The 20210-nt window shown below is 46.6% G+C and carries 14 protein-coding genes; 8 read left to right on the top strand and 6 right to left on the bottom strand.

Going from position 1 to position 20210, the window contains the following annotated elements; all coding sequences use genetic code 11:
• The first annotated feature begins 347 nt into the window (after positions 1–347).
• Genes egtB through MARGE09_RS08175 form a run of 3 tightly spaced genes read left to right on the top strand, consistent with a single transcriptional unit; the run spans position 348 to position 3585 of the window.
• Positions 348–1661, top strand: coding sequence for an ergothioneine biosynthesis protein EgtB (gene egtB / locus MARGE09_RS08165; protein ID WP_236986841.1), 1314 nt, complete (start codon positions 348–350; stop codon positions 1659–1661).
• Between the two features lie 23 nt (positions 1662–1684).
• Complete coding sequence (gene egtD, locus MARGE09_RS08170) at positions 1685–2659, top strand: L-histidine N(alpha)-methyltransferase (RefSeq protein ID WP_236986842.1); 975 nt, start codon at positions 1685–1687, stop codon at positions 2657–2659.
• Between the two features lie 29 nt (positions 2660–2688).
• On the top strand, positions 2689–3585 hold the full coding sequence (locus MARGE09_RS08175; RefSeq protein WP_236986843.1) for a PhzF family phenazine biosynthesis protein: 897 nt from the start codon (positions 2689–2691) through the stop codon (positions 3583–3585).
• Here MARGE09_RS08175 and MARGE09_RS08180 read toward each other — a convergent pair.
• Positions 3582–4460, bottom strand: a complete 879-nt coding sequence (locus tag MARGE09_RS08180) for a LysR family transcriptional regulator (RefSeq protein WP_236986844.1) — start codon at positions 4458–4460, stop codon at positions 3582–3584. The two genes, MARGE09_RS08175 and MARGE09_RS08180, sit on opposite strands and share 4 nt — an antisense overlap.
• A 148-nt stretch (positions 4461–4608) precedes the next feature.
• Between MARGE09_RS08180 and MARGE09_RS08185 the strand changes: the two genes are divergently transcribed.
• From MARGE09_RS08185 to MARGE09_RS08200, 4 genes are all read left to right on the top strand, one after another.
• The gene (locus MARGE09_RS08185; protein ID WP_236986845.1) at positions 4609–5382 is read left to right on the top strand and encodes a ferredoxin--NADP reductase; all 774 of its coding nucleotides are present in this window, start codon (positions 4609–4611) and stop codon (positions 5380–5382) included.
• Positions 5383–5393: 11 nt separating this feature from the next.
• The gene (fdxA, locus tag MARGE09_RS08190; RefSeq protein ID WP_236986846.1) at positions 5394–5717 is read left to right on the top strand and encodes a ferredoxin FdxA; all 324 of its coding nucleotides are present in this window, start codon (positions 5394–5396) and stop codon (positions 5715–5717) included.
• A gap of 791 nt (positions 5718–6508) precedes the next feature.
• Complete coding sequence (locus tag MARGE09_RS08195; RefSeq protein ID WP_236986847.1) at positions 6509–8176, top strand: non-reducing end alpha-L-arabinofuranosidase family hydrolase; 1668 nt, start codon at positions 6509–6511, stop codon at positions 8174–8176.
• Positions 8177–8785: 609 nt separating this feature from the next.
• Complete coding sequence (locus MARGE09_RS08200; RefSeq protein ID WP_236986848.1) at positions 8786–10264, top strand: alkaline phosphatase family protein; 1479 nt, start codon at positions 8786–8788, stop codon at positions 10262–10264.
• Between the two features lie 477 nt (positions 10265–10741).
• Here MARGE09_RS08200 and MARGE09_RS08205 read toward each other — a convergent pair whose 3' ends face one another.
• The 3 genes from MARGE09_RS08205 to MARGE09_RS08215 all read right to left on the bottom strand — a co-directional run bounded on the left by MARGE09_RS08205 (position 10742) and on the right by MARGE09_RS08215 (position 17083).
• Positions 10742–12835, bottom strand: a complete 2094-nt coding sequence (locus MARGE09_RS08205) for an ISL3 family transposase (protein WP_236986849.1) — start codon at positions 12833–12835, stop codon at positions 10742–10744.
• Between the two features lie 208 nt (positions 12836–13043).
• Positions 13044–14177 (bottom strand): alpha/beta hydrolase, encoded by a 1134-nt coding sequence (locus MARGE09_RS08210; RefSeq protein ID WP_236986850.1) that lies wholly within the window; start codon positions 14175–14177, stop codon positions 13044–13046.
• Between the two features lie 269 nt (positions 14178–14446).
• On the bottom strand, positions 14447–17083 hold the full coding sequence (locus MARGE09_RS08215; RefSeq protein WP_236986851.1) for a glycoside hydrolase family 3 C-terminal domain-containing protein: 2637 nt from the start codon (positions 17081–17083) through the stop codon (positions 14447–14449).
• 381 nt (positions 17084–17464) lie between these two features.
• Here MARGE09_RS08215 and MARGE09_RS08220 point away from each other — a divergent pair, with 381 nt between their 5' ends.
• Positions 17465–17752 (top strand): hypothetical protein, encoded by a 288-nt coding sequence (locus MARGE09_RS08220; RefSeq protein ID WP_236986852.1) that lies wholly within the window; start codon positions 17465–17467, stop codon positions 17750–17752.
• Positions 17753–17998: 246 nt separating this feature from the next.
• On the opposite strand, the gene MARGE09_RS08225 is transcribed toward MARGE09_RS08220, so the two are convergent.
• Entirely contained in the window at positions 17999–19318 is a 1320-nt protein-coding gene (locus MARGE09_RS08225; protein ID WP_236986853.1) for a sensor histidine kinase, read from the bottom strand.
• 191 nt (positions 19319–19509) lie between these two features.
• Positions 19510–20208 carry a response regulator transcription factor gene (locus MARGE09_RS08230; protein WP_476703462.1) on the bottom strand — a complete coding sequence of 233 codons (699 nt, stop codon included), beginning with the start codon at positions 20206–20208 and terminating at the stop codon, positions 19510–19512.
• Between the last annotated feature and the right edge of the window lie 2 nt (positions 20209–20210).

Raw genomic sequence — 20210 nt, forward strand, 5'->3', positions numbered from 1 at the left:
ACAAATTGGAGGACCAATTTGCACAGCTTGCTGCCCGAAGGGTGAAGCGCAAGGATGCGTTGAATGATTTACACCACGTAAACTGCGGCTCTCCGGGCGGTGCTTCCTTGCTCTCACACAAAAATTACTATTTTTAGAGGCGCCCTTTATTTATCGGTAAGTCATAAAATGGCAGTTAATACCACATCTTCGCTTGCAAACAAACCCCACAAAGGCCTAAGCGCTTTATAGTTTGTCATCGAAATGACATCGTATTTTTGCACAATAGTTATTAACTCCGCTCCTTTTTCCGTTTACCTGTACAGGCTTAAGGTTGTGAGTGTCTTATTAATTATAAGGAACTAAGAGTGGTTATTGCTGAAGTCGACGCCAGTGCTCAAAAAGTGAATGCACTGGCTGCACAATCTCAAGCATGCTTGCATAATTTTTTGCATGTTAGACGACAAACTCTGGCGCTGGTAGCCCCACTAAGCCCAGAAGATATGGTAGTGCAATCGATGCCCGATGCAAGCCCCACTAAGTGGCATTTGGCACATACCTCTTGGTTTTTTGAAGCCTTTATTCTCAAGCCGTTTAAGGCTGATTTTTGCTGGTTTAATACCGCCTATAACCACTTGTTTAACTCTTACTACGAATCGGTTGGGCCGCGCCATGCAAGGCCTTACCGTGGCATGTTGACTCGGCCGAGTTTGGAAGAGGTTAAACAATACCGCACTTACATCGATGATGCGGTTCAAACGCTTGTGCGCACTGTTCAGTGCGAAACGCAGTTGCAGCAAATTATGGCGTTAATGACATTGGGTATTCACCACGAGATGCAGCATCAGGAATTAATTTCCACAGATATACTGCACCTTCTTTGGCATAACCCGCTTCGACCCACTATTTATCCGTGCAACAGTTCTAGCACGCAAACGACTTCAAACCTTACCCCGCTGCGCATGATCGATTTTGATGGTGGGATCGTTAGTGTTGGCCAAAACCTGAATGCCGATAACTTTAGTTATGATTGTGAAGGCCCAGCACACAACACACTTTTGCAGCCTTACCGTTTGTCCAATCGGTTAATTACCAACGAAGAGTGGTTGGCCTTTATCGCTGATGGTGGTTATAGCAACAGTTTGTTGTGGTTGTCGGATGGTTGGGCGACGGTGCAAAAACACCAATGGCAAGCGCCGCTTTATTGGTTAGAGCACGATGGCGCTTGGCAGCAATACGGTTTAGATGGTTTGCAACCTTTATTAAACAGTGCGCCCGTCTGCCACGTAAGTTATTACGAGGCAGACGCCTTTGCGCGTTGGGCTGGTAAGCGCTTACCTCTAGAGCACGAATGGGAAGTGGCAGCTCAGCGGCAAGCGATAGAAGGTAACTTTTTAGAGGATAATGCTTTTCGGCCCCAACCGAGTGATAGCAAGGTAATGACTCAGCTTTTTGGCAACGTGTGGCAGTGGACGCAAAGCCCGTTTTCGCCTTACCCAGGTTTTAATGCGCAAGCTGGGGCGCTAGGGGAATATAACGGAAAATTTATGAACAACCAGTATGTGCTGCGCGGTGGTTCGTGCGTTACGCCAAAGCAGCAATTGCGCACAAGCTACCGTAACTTTTTTTACCCGCATCATCGTTGGCAGTTTTCTGGCTTGCGCCTCGCGGAATATCAATAACCTATAATTATTAAGGGGGGCGTATGGTTTATGCTCTTGCGAACGAGGCATCTGTCGCTACAACACAGAAAGCACCGTGTGATGCACGCTTTTTAGCGGATGTGCTTAAGGGTTTAAGTAGTCAGCCAAAAAGTTTATCGCCAAAGTACTTTTACGATGAAAATGGTTCGCGCTACTTCGATGAAATTTGCCAATTACAGGAATACTACCCGTACAAAGCAGAATTAGCCCTGCTACCTCGGGTGGCGAGTGATGTTGCTGCGCTCTTAACCGATGATTACAGTGTGGTAGAGTTTGGTGCCGGTTCGTTGCAAAAAATACAGCCATTTTTCAATGCATTAAAAGGGATAAAATCTTTTTACCCTATTGATATTTCTGGTGATTACCTTCGTGCCACAACAAAAAAACTGCAGGCACAATACCCGCATATTGCAATGCAAGCCATAGAGGCAGATTTTACCTTACCGGTAGAACTCCCGCTTACCCGTGCGCGACGGCTAGGGTTTTTCCCCGGTTCTACAATTGGTAATTTTACGCCACAGCAAGCCAAGAATTTTTTAAGTAATGCTAGGGCAACGCTAGGTGATGGCGCGCACTTGATTATCGGTGTAGATACCAAAAAATCACCCGATATATTACATCGGGCTTATAACGATAAAAAGGGTGTTACTAAGCGGTTTAATCTTAACGTGCTTTCAAGAATTAACCGTGAATTACAGTGTGATTTAAATATTTCTGATTTTGAGCATTATGCTTTTTATAACCCAGTAGAGGGTTGCATAGAAATGCACTTAGTTAGCCAGTCACATCAAAAGGTAAGCATTGCGGGTACGGCGATTACGTTTAATTCGGGTGAAACAATTCACACCGAAAGCTCTTATAAGTATACACCGCAAGAATTTATGCAATTGGCGCAGTCTGCGGGTTGGCTTGTGGAGCGTACATGGTTGGCCGATGACGCTATGTTCTCGACGTATTTACTAAAAGTAGCGCGCTAGCACTGCTGAGCCAAGGCATGGGCCACCAAATGACGACGCTACATGACCGGCTGCGCGCTTTGCCTTACGCTGTTAAATGTTACAGCGTAACGGCTTTTCAGTATCGCGGGTGTGGCGGTAACCAGCACTGCGCTGTGGTCTTGCCCGCGTTGGCTCAATCGTTTTTGCGTGGGGCACTGAATAATATTCAGCAGCTAAGCGTTTTGTATGGCGAAACTATTTTTGTGGTGTTATGCAAGGTGGAATCGAACAGTGCCAGCGCTTACTTTTTTCATAACGGTTATGCTGTGCAGCGTTGTGGTTCGGGTTCGCTAGCGGCGGCAAAAATACTTTACCAAGAATATAGCGCCCAGAATGAGGTAAACACTAAGCCTATTCAGCTGCAAACCGGTACACAGCGTTTAACGCTTTACCGGCACAGTGATCATCAATATTCCTATTTAAGTCCTGTTTTACCGGCGCAAATAGCATCGAGCCAAGTTACCAAGTTGTTATCTTTTTTGCTGGGGGTTTCCTGTCGTGAGGTGGTGGGTAATGCTTTTAACGTGGGCGGGCGTGGTGATTATTATTTGCTGCTATTAAAAGATGCAGCAACACTAAAAGCATTGCAGCCTAAATTTAGGTTAATCGCGCAATATACTCAGCGGGCGGTAATTGTGACTGCACCGCTAAAAAATACTGGCAAGAGAACACTCGCTGCTTCAACCTTTGATTACGGCTTGCGCTATTTTGCCCCGCAGTATGGCAACCAAGAAGATGCTGCCACTGGATCTGCCCATGTGCAGGTTGCAGCCTATTGGCAGCGCTGTTATCGTACACATTGTGTGCGTGGCTTGCAGCTATCGAGTGAGGGTGGGCAGTTTACCGTTTGCCGACACAAACAATGGCAGCGTGTGAAAGGCGAGGTTCGCGTTCTGGATTGTTAGGGCGCAAGGTTACACATGTTTAGCCACTGTGTAATACCGGTGCTGCGGTATTTTTGTTTGTGTACAACCACATACAGCATGCGCGAAAAGTCGCGGTGCGGCACATTGAGTGGTACCAGCGTTTTATGGGCAAACGCTTCTTCGAGTGATATTCGCGACAAGCAGGCAATGCCCAGCCCACCTTTAACGGCGCGCTTAATGGCTTCTGTATGTTGTAGCTCAAGCAGCACATTAAGGTCGGGGAGCAGGCCGTGTAGCGCACGATCAAACGTTTGTCGTGTGCCAGAGCCCTCTTCGCGCAGAATCCAGGTCGCATTTATTAGGTCTTTATCGCTTAGTGTTTCTTTATTCGCTAAGGGGTGGTCGGGGTGGCAAAAGCATACCAACTCATCATTTTGCCATGGCAGTATTTGTAGGTCTGGGTGGTGTATTTCGCCTTCGATAAGGCCTAAATCCAAATCAAAGTTCAGCAACGATTCAACCACGTCGTGGGTATTAGCCACCTTCAGTGTTGCGCTACCGTGGTATTGCGTGATGAATTTTTGGATTAGCTCAACGGCTAGGTAGTTGCCAATAGTTAAGGTGGCGCCCAGCTTGAGTTGTGCAACTTCCTTATGTTGCTTTAAGGCAAGCTCCAACTCGGCGGCTTGGTCCAGTAGCGCTTTTGCCATTGGCCTTAGGCGCTGCCCTAGCTCGTTAGTTTGTAAGCGCTTACCGATGCGTTCAAATAGAGGTGCATCGTACTGTTGTTCTAAATCTTTAAGGGCGCTGCTGCAGGCCGATTGCGACATGGCGAGCACCTCGGCCGCGCGGCTGACATTCTGATGTTGAGCAATGGTGACAAAAACGTGCAGTTGGCGCAGAGTGAAGTGCATAGCAGGCGGCCTATGACATGGTTATAAGAAGGGATACTATATCGGAAAAACCGATAATTGTTATTAATATAACTCGTTTTAGCTGTTTGTTGGTGGCGCGTAAGCTTATCGGCATCACTTAATTATTCGCCATTTGCGAGGCGCAACCATGACTAAATTACAAACTGAAACAGTCACCGAGGTGCATCACTGGAATGATACGCTTTTCAGCTTTACCACCACGCGGCGCGAGGGGTTTCGGTTCCGCAATGGGCACTTCACTATGATTGGCTTGCCGCAAGAGGATGGTCGCCCATTATTGCGTGCTTACTCTATTGCGAGCGCTAATTACGAAGATAAACTGGAATTTTTTAGTATTAAGGTGCCGGACGGCCCGCTGACATCGCAGTTGCAAAAAATTAAAGCGGGCGATGAAGTGTTTGTGAACAGCAAATCTACCGGTACTTTAGTGACTGACCATTTGCTGCCGGGTAAGCACCTGTACTTATTAGCGACGGGAACAGGTTTGGCGCCGTTTTTAAGTATTATTAAAGACCCAGAAGTTTACGAGCAATACGACAAAATTATTTTAACCCACGGTGTGCGTTATGTAGATGAATTAGCGTATCAAAAATTTATTACCGAAGAGCTACCCAACAATGAATTTTTTGGTGAAGAAGTTCGTGAGAAATTATTGTATTACCCAACAGTAACGCGTGAACACTATAAAAACCAAGGTCGCTTAACGGATTTACTGGCGGCAGGTAGCCTAGAAAAAAACTTAGGTTTACCGCCGATTAACGTGCAGGACGATCGCTTTATGCTGTGTGGTAGCCCCAGCATGTTAAAAGACTTTTGCCAAATACTGGATGATCGCGGCTTTAACGAAGTACGCCATGGCGATGCCGCGCACTATGTAATCGAGCGAGCTTTTGTGGAATAGGAGTAAACGGTATGACTTATGTAGTGGGTGAAAACTGCATCAAATGCAAACATACAACCTGCGTTGAAGTGTGCCCAACCGATGCCTTTCGGGAAGGGCCTAATTTTTTAGTGATAGACCCCGAGGCTTGCATCGATTGCAACCTATGCCCAGCAGAGTGCCCCGCCGATGCCATTTTTGAGGAGGATGATTTACCCGAGGAGCAACAGCACTTTATTGCTTTAAACGCCGAGCTTGCCCAAGTGTGGCCGGAAATCACCGAAAGCCAAGAGCCGCCAGCGGATTATGCCGAGTGGGATGGGGCTGAGGGGAAGTTGGCGCTGTTGGAGCGGTGATGGGGGTGGCTGGTAGGTTACGCCTTGCATCCGTTTGGGCGCCTTTGCGCTGGGCGGCCATAGCGGTAGCTGTCTTTTAAGTTAAAGCCTTCGCTGTTTTGACTTTTAATTCACATAAAAGCCTTTCATAAAATAGCCGAAAGCGAGGTCGATTAGGTCACGCTTTGTCTATTTATAATTTAGGTGGATGGCAAAAAAATACATTTTTATAGCAATATTTCATAAATTTTTCATTTCCCGTCAGTCGTGCACTGTTTTTTCCGATAATGTTGATTCAGCTTAGGTGCTAAGTTGAATCTCCGCCCTTAACAATATCGCCTTACTTTTGTTTGATTGCTGGTGCTCATGTGTGACGTGCATCTCACCGTCGATTGTGTGCAGCACTTGTTTGCATGTCATTCATCCGTGATGAAGAACTCTTCAACTACTAACTTTATAATTTACCGTTAGATTCCTCACAGTTCTGCATTTTCCCCCTTAGCTAATTATAAAATTTTTTAAAGTGAATCTTTCAACAATTAGCTCTCTGTAGATATTTCATTATTTTGTGCAATTTAATTTTTGCGATCAGGTTACTGTGGCTATTGAACGAAAAGATAAGTAAGCGTTATATCGATTTGAACTTTTTGTAGTTTGCAGCTGCTGTTTACATTAGAGGTTGATGTTGACTTGGGTAATCGCGTTAATCGGCCTACAAAAAAGTAAATATGACTACTTCTTATCTCGCTCGGCATAACAATAAAAGCACGTTTCGTGTTCAGTTGGTTTAGTAACTTTTTTGGGGCTATATCATGATAACCAAACTAAAATTTCTTAAATCTCAGGAAGAGGGTGTGGGTATATTGCACCGTAATAATTCGCACCTAGCATTGGCATTAATCATGCCTTTGCTTCTGGCTTCTTGCGATGGTGGCTCGGTTGCGTCCTCTAGTGAGGACGTGGCCTCGAGTATGCCCGTAGCCGTAAGTAGTATCGCTAGCTCTAGTAGCGAAGTTGTTATTCCAGGCTCATCGTCTGTAGCGCAGAGCTCTTCCGTAGCTGCAAGCATGCCATCTATTCCGGCGGGCTCGAGTTTGGTTTATGCCGTCAATGCCGGTGGCGGTGCTGTTACAGTTGATGGAATCGAATATAAGGCGGATCGGTTTTCTACAGGGGGGAATGTGAATTCAGTCACTAACGCCATTGACGGAACCACTGCTGATGCTGTCTACCAGGCAGAGCGCTACGGCACATACAATTACGAAATACCGGTTACAAACTCAACCTATAGCGTGAAAATGCATTTTGCCGAACTCTTTCAAACGGCTGCTGATAGCCGCTACTTTAGTCTTACGGTTGAGGGGCAGCTGGTTTTTACCGATAAAGATTTGTACGACGAGGTTGGTCAATTTACAGCCTTTGATGTAGTGCTTCCAGCTGTAATGGTTGCGGATGAAACCTTAACCATCGAGTTAAGCACGAGTTTAGATAATGCCACAATCAGTGGTTTTGCTATTTATTCTAATGCCGGCGGCCAGTTTGTCGAACCGCCAGAGCCTGTGGGCTGTGATTTGCCTAATAGTTTAAGCTGGACTTCTACTGGTCCGATCATTACACCCAAAAATGGAGATGTATCCGTTAAAGATCCTTCCATTGTTTACTACCAAAATAAATACCATGTATTTGCGACGGTATATAACAGTTCATACAAATCGATGTATACCACTTTTACGGACTTCGATAATGTTGGTGCCGGAACTTATCAATCATTCTTGCCGGGCGGCAGTGCTACAGTGGCTCCGCAGGTGTTTTATTTCTCGCCGCAAAATAAATGGTATATCTTTACCCAGTGGCCGGCTAAATACACGACTAACGACGACATCAACAATGTGAATGGTTGGGCTAGACCTACCACGTTGTGGCCAGGTAACGATGAATACGGCGGCGCACTCGATTATTGGGTAATTTGTGACGACTCAGATTGCTACCTTTATTTCTATAAAGATGATGGCAGGATGTTATACGTTAAAACGTCCATTGGAAACTTCCCCAATTTCGATGTTAATCAAGTGAAAGTAGCCGACATTGCTGGATCTGGAGGACAAAATATTATCTTCGAAGCGGGCAATGTTTATAAAATTAAGGGTTCCGATGAGTATTTGTTGCAAGTGGAAGGTTGGGGCGCGCGGGAAGATCGGCGATTATATCGCTCGTGGACCTCAACGAGCTTAGACGGCCCTTGGGTTGCCCACAAGACATCAGAGAGTGACCCGTTTGCCGGCTTAAGTAATGTAGACGGCGATAATTGGTCTATCCAAGTAAGCCACGGGGAAATGATTCGCGCAGGCTACGATGAAAAAATGGAGCTTGATACCTGTAATATGCAGATGTTGTATCAAGGAATTACTCAAAGTGGGTCGAATAATGCCCCAAGCTACAACGAGCGCCCCTATAACCTTGGTTTGTTAAGGGCAAAGTGATCAACCTTTTGTAACTTGCCCGTACGATAAAATCCTCGCCTTTGGGCGGGGATTTTTATTCTGGGGCATATCGGTAATGTCTTTTTGGATGTTAATGCTGATATTCACTATGCCGGCGATACTGTTAAGCCCTACCGGTGAAGAGGTATTTTACCGAGGCGTAGCGCAAAAGGCATAAGTGCAAAGACTCAGTGTGCGAATGAGCACGCTAATATAATGTGGCTTGTTTGCCATCGTCCACCAAGTTCAGCTCGGTGTTATTAAGACACATTCTCGTCTGACTTTTCTTCCTTTTTCTGGCGCGCTCTGGTTTATTCATTTGGTCGCGTGGATGTTTGCTTCGCTAAGACAGTGCAGTGAAAGCATTTTGATTCCTATCTTGACGCACATGGTGTTTAACCTAACGATGAACACCACTATTTTTATCTTTCTGTGGTAACGCGCTTATTGGCAAAAACCGTATTTTATGGCTTGAATTGTCGGGTTGAATCCGATCACTACGTTACGGGCCTAGGTGTTGCAGGGTAAAAGCAACTTGGCCCTTATGAATATGGCCAAATATTGGATACACTAGATCCTAAACAGAGTTTTGATGTAAAAGGATGAGGTATGAAAAAGCGCACGCGGGTATTGGCTATTGGTTTGGACTCTGCTGATTTCGATTTGATTTGGCAGCTACAGGCTTGTGGCGACTTACCCAATATTCAAGCGTTACTGGGGCGTGGGGTGTGGGGGCGGGTACAAAGCCCGCCGGGGTTAGGGGATGATGGTGTGTGGGCTTCGTTTTCGTTTGCTGCGCAACCGGGGCGTCACGGTCGTTACTTTTGGCAAGGCTTTGTACCCGGTAGTTTAGAGATGAAACGTTCTCCCGAGCTTGCGCCTGATATAGAACCGTTTTGGGCTACTTTAAGCGCAGAGGGCTACAACGTTGGCGTAATTGATGTGCCGAAATCGCCATTGGCAGAGCTGCCACACGGCATGCAGGTTGCCGATTGGTTAGTACATGGGCGCGACGGGAAAACCAGAAGCTACCCGCCACATTTAGCTTCAATGCTGACTGAGCGTTTTGGGCATGATGTTACCGATGATTATGAGTCGGGAGAGTTTTTATGCTGTGAAGAAGCCTTGCCTGCTGCTAAGCAAGAGCCATTTTTACAAGCGTTACTCCAAAGCTTAGAGAGTAAAAAGCAAGGTTCCCTAGAGCTTTATACGCTGGGGGAGTGGGATTTATTTCTCACGGTCTTTAAAGAATGCCATTGTATTGGCCATGAATTTTGGCATTCGGTAAATGCCGATCATGAGCGTCACCATGAATGCTTAAACACAACAATTCCCGATCCCGTGAGGCATGTTTATCGTAAGTTAGATGCTGCAATTGGTGAGCTTGTTAAGCAGGCCGATGATAATACAGCGGTAATGATTTTTTCTGGTTTGGGTATGCACGCTAATTACACCGCTGAGCACTGCTTAGATGATATTTTGTTGCGCTTAGAGAAGGCCATGCCGCCGCCACTGCTGGAGAAAATTCGTGCATTGCCCCAATTAACGGGCTGTGCCGAGTTTTCCGCGGAACGTTTAATGATACAAATTCCCCATAATGAAATGAGTGGTGCAATTAAACTCAATATTGCGCAGCCAAACGGTGGCGTAAGTGGAGAGCAATCAACGACTGTTGAGCAATGGTACCAATGGTTAGAAAAAGCTTTGCTGGCATTAGTTAACCCCAATAATGGCCAAGCTATTGTTAAACAGGTGATTCGTAGCGACCAGTGCTTTTGGGGCGATAGGCGCAATATGTTGCCGGATGTATTTGTTGTTTGGCAGCGCAGTGCTTCTATTAATGCGGTAGCGTCTGATGAAGTTGGTGTTTTAAATAGCACGCCGCCGGTGTTTCGATCGGGGAATCACATTGCCGATGGTTTTTATATGATGGCAGGCTCGATGATTGATGCGAGGGGGCAGGGCCAAACTGTTTCAATCGCCGATTTAGGGCCAACTATCGCGGCATTGTTGGGTTCAAAGGCGCACTTTACGGATGGCCAGTCCATGTTCAAAGTGCATAACCCACTAAGTGTTACACCCGTTTAATTTCTGGGCGGCACATGCTTTCTCACATCTTCAGGCGCTTGTTCCGGGCGCCTTGGTTAACCCTAAAAAACGCAGTTGAGCCAGCAAAGTCTACGCACCTTTTTAATTCTCAACTGTGGCTTCTAGGTTAAACGGTTGTCTGCGATTTGAATTAGCTAATTTCCTTCTCGCTCAAAACCCGCCATAGCATTTTGATTTATCGTTCGGCTTTGCTTTAGGCCCGCTAATTCCAATTCGCCGTTAACTCACAAAAATTGAGGTGATCGCTTAGGAGCACCTCCTGAGCGACCGCCGTGCGCAAAAGCATAACGAGTTTAAGGTTTGGCGTAAATAATCAGGATGTGGCGCAATTAATTCTAATTTCGAATTGTTCTATTGGCATATTATTTTTGGAATAAAAATTATATGAACCTATCTTTTAGCAAATATTGAGTACTTGTGAGCTAATTAGGCTCTTCTCCGCTTTAGTGAGGTGATCTAGTGGCTTCCATAGAACATGGATTGCTCGTCAGGCATCGATGATTGCCTTATTTTTAGCTTGAAGTACTCGGTATCCTTGATGCCTCTTGCTCGCTTGCGAATCATGCCAATGCTGACATTGCCGGCTTCAATTCTGGCACTAGTCAGCCCGTGTTTTCCGTAGTTACAAATGCCTACGCTATGCTTCCTTAGTGACTTTGCAAATTTCTTGAGATAGAGCATATTCGTCTGTTCCGCGATGTCGCACCACTGCTCCAATGCATTCATCATGGCGTCATAATTCCCTGCATTCCACAAAGCTTGGAGCTGCTCTTTGAGTATATAAAGTGTATTGATATTGGAATTATTTTCGAGCAATGTCTGGAGTTTATTGGCTTGTTTATCATTTAACTTGTCGGCATTTTTTAACAACAGGTAGTGGGTACCTTTAAGCTGCTCTTTGCCTGCGCGATCCGCCTTTCTGAACTCGATCCTACGCTGATTGCTCATGGCTTTACTGTAGTTTTGCATCACATGAAACCGATCGAAAACAATGTCAGCATTAGGCAAGCATTCGCGTACCGATTTTTGATAGGCTGGCCCCATATCCATGGCTACCGCCTCTATGTTTTCAGCGGTTTGTGCTGGTAAGCGCTTTAGAAACGCTGTCAACACCTCGGCTTTACGGCCTGTCTCAACGCCAATTAAATGACCGGATTCCATGTCATAAATCACCGTCATATAATCATGGCCTTTGGCTCTAGCGACTTCATCGACCCCAAGATATTTTAAGTCAATTAATTTTTCAGGATTAAGTGCAGGCAACGTTTTCTCTAGGTGAAATTTATCCATATTTTTCACCGTTTCCCATCGTAGCTTTAGGTGCCGACTGACCGTGCTGATACTCATATGGCGACACAATCCGCTCACCAACTGGCAAAATCTTTGAGTATAGCGATTGCCTGTATCGACAAATTCGCAAGCCTCCATTAGACGCCTACCGCAAGTCGTCACAACTTGAGCGAGCTCAACTTCCAAATAGCAACCAAATAGTTTTCGAGCTGCGCCCAATCCTTTAACCCAACACTGATCAAGTTTTTCCGCACAGGGTTTTATAGAATCACCACGACCAATACAGTGATGAAAGTCTTTTTCGATACGCGGCATATTATCCAACCAGTCACCGCTATCAATGTTCAATCGCTGCAATATTTTAGGCTCTGCTATTGCAATTGAGCCTGTCTTATTTGGCAATATTGCCCGCCCAGTCCAATCAATTAATTCGAGATAATCGCGCCAGTAAAAAGGGATGATGCCTGTAGAACGCTGACCTTGATGTACCGTGTCAGCTGTGGGAAGGAGATTCTTTTTAGGCGGCTTACAGAATTTGGCTAAATTAATCGGGTTTTTATTTTCAGATTTTTTAGGGGGCTTATTCAAAGACTGAACACGCTGCTGAATGGCCGTGAAATCACTGGTTTCTGGCAGCGCAGCGATGCCGGCGCGCACAGGGTTTAAATCAACATACGCCATACATGTAATTATAGCCTGCTCGTCGAGTAACGCTTGGCTTTTAAAACGCCCCTCCCAGAAACGACCGGTGCATTTATTTTCGGCGTTGGCTAGTCGTGCGATATGTTCATTTAAACATCGCATAAACCAGCTAATGTCACATAAGCGGCTTCGCCATTCAGCGATTAACTCATCGGCCTTCCATTGTTCCGCATCACTCAACGGTTTATTTTTTAACACTTTAAGGGTTAAATCATGGCCTTTAAATAGCTGCATCCAGCGGCGAATAACGGCTTTATCACTCCAATCATCGGCCTTGGGCTTATCCATATGTAATACAAGGTGGTAGTGGTTTGACATCACTGCATACGCCGCCACATCAATCGCAAAAATATCGGCTAGCTCAGCTAATTTATCCGTTATCCACACCTTACGGTGCGAGTAATCCGCACCCGTTAACTGATCTTCACCAAATAGCCATCCTCGGCGAACTGCCCTGCAATAGCAGTGGTACCATGGGGTTTGATCTAGCGACATAATTAACTTTCTGGGCTTTGTCATCATCCACTCCAGTAAACAGCTCTTATTTAGGTATAGCAAAACCCCTCTTAAATGCGAGACCGTTCGTCGGTGTTATGGGTGTCCCATATTCCTTTACTAAAATACCCCGCCGCGAGCGCCCAGTCGCTAACCACTTACTGGTAAAGATCGATTAACGCTCGGAAAACCCCAGGGCTAAAACCTGATGTGCATAATTTAAAACATTGAAAAAGGCGACCATTTTTAACGTAGTCGCCTTTTTTGGTTTTTAACTTTCTATTTGGGTGAATGGAAATGAAGAACCTTGAACATTAATGTTAAATGTCATAATGCCTTCTTCATTCTTTGCAAAGGTTAGATCATAATCAACACCGTTTGCATAAAACTCAGTTTTAGAGTTTGCACGTAAGTGAATAAGTGGAGCGCCGGGAAGTTCTAGGTATAGCTTGCAGTCTTTTACTTGTAGTGTGAGTAAAGGGAGGCCCGGAAAGCTTTCGTAGTTGCCTGCGTATTGATTGAGTAATTCTTTATTAAGCTTTAACGATCGGCGTTTGAATACATATTGGTAACCGTGGGTATAGCCAATAGGTTCGACGCCTGCATGGCCTACGCCGTTGCTAATTTTTAGTTTAGATCGTAAGCCTTTTAGTTGTTTACTTTTAAGCGAAGATACAAATGTTGCGACTTGTTCTTTGTTAAAATCTAGACTGCCTACACCAAAATAAGCACGTGTTCCGTTTAAGGTGCGGGTATTTTCAATTTCAGCAAGTCGGCGGTCAAAATATTCTTGTTCAATATTATAAGGCGCTGATAGTGCCACGTAGCCCGCGAATAAATAAGGCTTTTCGAGCATTGCGTAGGTGGTGAATAGCCCGCCGAGAGAAGAGCCTGTTAATACCCGTTCGCCGTTGCCACGGTAAAGTGATTCCACCTGAGGAATAATTTCTTCTTCTATCGCTTGCAGAAAGTCGCTTGCACCACCGCTTAATTGCACACCTGGAATTTCGCTCGGGGTAAAATCGCGGCCCCTTAATTGGTTGGGATTGTCGCCTTCTGCACCCCAGGTAATAGCCGCAACAATGGCTTCTGGAATCATACCGTCATAACCGATTTTGCCAACGATGTCGGTTGCCATAGTGAAATTCCATTGGCCATCAAGGACATAAATAATTGGGTATTCTTGGTCCGGCTGACTGTGATAACTACCGGGAACTGATATGCGTACTTCGTAGAGTTGATCCACAATAGTGGATTGTATTTTATGAACCCTGGCGCCCTCGACAACGTAAGCCTCGCCTTCGATAGACGCCATAATGTCGATGTTTTCTTGTGCTAGTGCTTGGCCCCCGAATAGGCAGCTTGCAGCTAATACTAGCGCAGCAGATCTGAAAAAACTTTTCATTGTTATCTCCATATATGATTGTATTTTAGTTAGCAACTTACCTCGTCGCACCTACTAGCTGGACAGTTTGGCAGGCGATGGCTTTGATAGTGCGCCGCCAATAAGTTCACTTAATATGAGTGTCTAAATGGTTTTTCTGATAGGTTTTGATAAAGCGCGGTAGTGGAGGGGGCGATGGTCGAGAGCCTGTAAGGGCTAAACCTAGGGGCGGTATAGTCTAAAGGAAAGCGCCCCTGTATGCAGGGGCGCTTAGGGCATGTTTATTTAAACTAGTGAATATTGATGGTGGTTTCTGCTTTTTGTTTGGTGCTAACAAAGCTGGGTTGACCACTCCCTACACTAACTTTTAAGCGGCCGGTGTACGGCTGATGCTTTCCTTCCTCATCGACATAACGCAGTTTTTCGGCCGGTATTTTAAATTCCAGTGTAAGAGTACCTTGGCTGTCTAGAGTGTTTTTTTCATAAGCCACTAGCGCCACTTTAGGCGTTTTTACCGGTGCATCTGGCATGGCTATATACACTTGTGTGATTTCCATCGCGGGAATGGCGCCGTTATTTTTAAGCGCTACGCGAAACTCAAGATCTTGAGTGTGGCTAAGCTGGCTTGGGGCTTGTAATTGATGGTATTCAAAATCAGCATAGCTTAAACCGTGCCCAAACGGGTATAGCGGGGTGCCGTTGTAGTATTTATAGGTACGGTTATCCATGCGGTAATCTTTAAAGTCGGGTAAGTCGTTAACACCTTTATAAAAGGTTACTGGTAAACGGCCCGATGGGCTCACATCCCCCCACAGAATATTGGCCAAAGCTGTGCCGGTGGCTTCACCTGGGTAAAAGGCTTGAACTATGGCGTTGAGATTTTCGTGCTGCCAATTAAGGGCCATCGCGCTACCACTAAAATTAACCATCACGATGGGTTTGCCCAGTTTTTTCAGGCGCTGCATAAGTGTTAGCTGTTCTTTGGGTAGCTCAATAGTGGTGCGGTCGCCGTAATCAAAGCCTTCTAACTCTACGGCCATTTCTTCACCTTCTAGTAATGCCGATATACCGCCGGTAAAAATAATCACATCGGCTTTATTAGCGGCGGCGATGGCTTTTGCTGTGAAGTCTTCGCTGGTATTAACCCAACGCAGTTTAACGTAAGGCTCTAGTGGGTTGTTGCCCCACCAAGTGCGCAAAAATGTTACGTCGGCTTGAAAGCGGTATTCTTGCTTGGCTTTAAGTTCAATACTGCCGGTAACGGCTTTGCCGTCAATTTGAATACTTGCGGTGCTGTCGAATTGGTAATGGCCAGTTTCTTCGGGTTTTAATATGCCTTCCCAGACGATGCCAAATTCATCCCATACGCTGTTGTCGATGGGGGAGCGCAACCAATGGAAGTCGATGGTGGAATCTATACGTTTAAAGGCCGGCGTGCTGGCCATGCCCTTTTCTTGAGTGGCTTCATAGTATGCGGCTTGTAAGCCCGGTTTAAGCTTGCCTTCGCTAGCGCGATGAAAAAGCACGCTACTGGGAACCAAGGTGTGGCTGCCATAGATGTCGCCAATAATAGGGCTGCCGGCGGCGTAAGTAACATTATTCTCCCCAGCTTTTTGGCGAATGCCCTCTAGGGGCAATACCGGTGCAATGGGGTCACCATGATAATTGCCTACAAGCACCGATGGGTTGGTGGCGTTGGGGCCGATAACGGCGACTTTGGTATTGGGTTTTAAGGGCAGAATGCCATCGTTTTTCAGTAACACTAGCGATTGCTGTGCAGCTTCGAGCGCAAGCTGTTGGTGTTTAGCAGAGCCAACTTCTGTCATGGCAATGTTGGCATAAGGAACATCGCTTTTCGGGTCGAACATGCCTAATTTAAAGCGGGTTTTAAACAGATTAATCACGGCGTTATCTACTTGAGCTTGGCTAACCAAGCCGCGCTGTAGCGCAAAGTGTAAGTTGGTGAAGGTGCTTAATCGGCTAGTGCCGCAGTCTAGGTCGGTGCCTGTCTTCAATGCTAAGGCAGCGGCTTGCGCTGGGGCCTTAACAATATTGTGGGCCGATTCTGCATAAAAATCGTCTAGTGCGCCGCAATCAGAGACGACATGGCCATCAAACCCCCAATCGCCGCGCAATACGTCTTTAAGCAGATATTCGCTACCACAGGCAGGGTCGTCGTTAACGCGGTTGTAGGCACACATGATGGATTCTACGTTGGCATCTTCTACCGCCATTTTAAATGCCGGTAAATAGGTTTCGTGCATATCCTTTAAGCTGGCCGCGTAATTATCGGAGTGGCGAGATTTTTCAGGGCCGCTATGTACCGCAAAGTGCTTTGCCATGGCCGATGTTTTTAAATAGCGCTTATTGTCGCCTTGTAGGCCCTTAATAAATTCGATCGCTAAAGAGCCTGTAAGGTAAGGGTCTTCGCCATAGGTTTCTTGGCCGCGGCCCCAGCGTGGGTCGCGGAATATATTGACATTGGGAGACCAAAAGGTAAGCCCGGTATAGCGAAAGACCACATCGTTGTCTTCGTAATAATGGTGTTTGGCCCGCGCTTCATCCGAAATACTCGTGGCAATATCGCCCATTAGCTCTTTATTAAATGTAGCGGCTAGGCCTATAGCTTGCGGGTAAACCGTTGCCTTACCTGCGCGGGCAACACCGTGCAGGGCTTCATTCCACCAGTTATATTCTGCAACGCCTAGGCGCTCTATAGCGGGGGCCTCGTTGTAAAGTTGAGCGATTTTTTCAGACAATGTCATGCGTGCAACTAAATCTTCTGCTCGTTCTTGGGTTGATAGCGCCGTGTTTAAATAATCGGGCTGCGAAGGTTTGTTGTCTGCAAGCTGCGAGCACGATGCTAACGTGATACTGGCGCCAAGACAGAGGGTCTTTGCGACTTTGTTAAGGGTTGGGTTTATCATCGATAGTCACTCTTCTTTGTTTTTATGATTGTCATGGGTGGCGATAGTATTGCGCCTTAAGCGTAGCTGCAGTTGGTATTTTTTACCTGTTGGCTTGTTAATTTTTGATTGTTTTGGCGCTTCTGCTTCTTCTGCTTATATTGTGTAATTGAGCTATTTGTACTATTTAGTGGCTATGCCTGTGATTGTTGGCATGGTTTGCAGGTTTTTCAAAAAAATCCGTATAAATGTAATTAATACAGGCCGTTTGAGTATAGCTACGGTAATTATTAGTACTAAGCGCTGGCATGAATTTGGCTTGGGTAGATATAGGCTATTCATTTTTAATGCATTAACGCATTTTTAACAGCCTTCTTTTATTAATACATAGAGGATCTTGCCATGACTGGAGAGTATATTATTCAAAACAGTACAATGTTACGCGGACAGGGATATTTGCAGGACGCAATAAATTGTATTGAAAACAATATTGCTAAAATTAGCCCGTGGTTAAGGCCTACGGCTTGGGTTGAAGCTAAATTTGCTGCAGAAGAGTTGGGCTTAAAAGATAAAGCATTGGAGTTTGAGCAAAAAGAAAAAGTCGCTAAAACTCAAGCTGAGCAGCCTTTGAATAGAGCGCCATTGCATGTTTCTTGTTGTGGGCTGAACAACCCTGTGCCGTCACTGTAGTGTTGCGGTTGTGTGTACTTTTGAATATTTGGTTGTACATACCCCTCCTATTTAGAGCTTGCTTAAGTTCGAGAGACGTTTGATTATTTAAATACTGGGGGCACGCTATCAGTCAGTGTGCAGGTTAATTTCTTTAATGGTGCGGTGGTTTACGGGGGCGTATTTACAGCGTTTGCTAACGCCGTTGCCGAGTTGCGCCGCTCAATTGCTGGCACGATGAATGTCAACCTTCTAATCACCTTGGGCTTATTGCCAAGAAAGGCGGGCTGACACAAACGCCTCATCTGCGTGCAAAGTAAACGACCAACCATTGCGTTCACATAGGCGCTGAACAATACCCAGGCCTAAGCCGTAGCCGTGAAACGACGATGCCTCAGTTGGTGGGTACTGCTCATCGGCATGAGTGCTCACTCGATTTGTAATTAATAGCTCGCACTCTTTAACAATAATAGTAATCGGCCCTTGGCCGGCGAGCGTGTGTTCGAAGGCGTTTCGCACCAAGTTATTGACCGCGATAGAAAACGCTTGGGGGTGTCCGAACACTTTGGGTTTTGCAAGAGCGTCGAGTTCAACATCGACACTCTTGCCGGTCAGTAAATGGCGCTGCTGTTCTACTGCATGGCACACCAACGGCATCACCAAAAACTGCGTGTCGTATAAGCCGTCGTCGGTTTCGCGCGCGAGGCACAAGAACATTTCAATGGTGGTTTTCATGTCGAGCGTTGCGCGCCGCATGCGGTTTACCACCTTTTCGTCGGCTGCTGACAGCTCGCTTTGTTCTAGTAGCTCAAGTGCGCCGGTGATTACCGTGATTGGTGTGCGTAATTCGTGGCTGGCTGAATCGGTAAAATATCGCTCCCTCGCAACAAATGCGCTGATGCGCTCAAGGGTCTTTTCAATGGCTCCCGCGAGCACGCCCACCTCATCGTCACCGAACCGGTTAGACTCGATGCGCTTATGGTCTCCGGCTGACAGGTGCTCTAGGTCGATGTCTGCGACCACCTTGGCCAGCTGCGCGACAGGCGCGACGGCCTTGCGCATTACAATTATGCCTAAGCCGAAGCCCAGAGCGCCTAGCGAGCCCACGACACTGGTGATACCGAGCAACCACCACCAATCCTCAGATGATGCAACCTCAATCCCTGCAACGTCGAAAACTACAAATGCGCGAGGCGGTTCATTTTCGGCTGAGGGCTGTTCATCATAGGCTGAGGGCTCTTCATTGCCGGCAGGTGACTTTTTATGCTCGGGAGGTAGCTTATGCTCAGGAGATAGCACGGCGACATGTAACTCTTCGGCTTCGAATTCGTACAACCCTTGTTTGGGGCTTGTCTGTGCCCACTCCCTCAGTGATTGCGGCAAGTTATCAATTTTGTCGTATCCGCGAAGGTTGGTTGTTAATAAAGGGTAATTTTCGGCGGCGCGCTGCAGCTGGCGCGTCAGCACGCGGTCTTCGCTTAAACGGAGCGCCCCAAAAAAAGCGAGGCCCCAGACTACACTGAGAACAGCAATGCAGGTCGCAAATGCAAAAGCGACACGCTTGCGCAGGCTGTGCCGGTAAATCACGAGGGCATGCTCACACTATTTGAATCGCAACTGCCAGATCCCTTATGGCCACCAGCCCTTGGGGTTGCGGCTAAAAGTCTGCCGTTCTTCGTTATTCGTCGTTCATTTGGAGCCACCAAACATTTCTCCTCACGCCTCGATTGGCGAAGTTTTAGCCTCAACAGGCGCTAGCCAAATAGTATGGACAGGCCCTAGTCCTCGGCAATCCGGTAGCCGATACGATGTACCGTGTGAATAAGCGGGGTAGCAAAGGACCTATCGATAGCCTGTCGCAGTTTGTACAAGTGCGAACGCAGTGCATCCCCATCGGGGCGCTCGTCAGCCCACAGCACGGTTTCGAGATCTTCTCGAGACACCACCGAAGGCGCCGCTTCCATAAGTCGTTGAAGTAGCTTCATGCAAGCGGGAGTGAGATCGACAAGCCTACCTGCGCGGTGCACTTGCAGCGTAGCTCTATTCATCGTGAGGTCACCAACGGTTAATTGGTTATCGGTTTTCCCGTGGCTTCGTTTGTGTAGCGCCTGCAATCGTGCATGGAGCTCTTGAAGTGCGAATGGCTTGACTAAATAGTCATCTGCTCCCGCCTCGAACCCTTTGAGTTTATCGGCGAGCGTGTCTCGCGCCGTCAGCATAAGTACAGGCGTTTCGACTTCGGCATCGGTACGTAGCTTTTGGCAGAAACGCAGGCCATCCATCCCCGGAAGCATCAAGTCTAAAACGATAACATCGAACGGGTTGGTCAACGCTAAATGCATAGCGCTGATTCCGTCGTAGGCAAAGTCTAGGATATAGTGATGCTTTTCGAGGTAAGCGGCAATGTTCTCACAAATGTCGCGATTGTCCTCGACAATCAACGCTCTAATCGGCGTTGAGTTGAATGCGTTTACCATCT

Source organism: Marinagarivorans cellulosilyticus (assembly GCF_021655555.1).
Classification (GTDB): Bacteria; Pseudomonadota; Gammaproteobacteria; order Pseudomonadales; family Cellvibrionaceae; genus Marinagarivorans; species Marinagarivorans cellulosilyticus.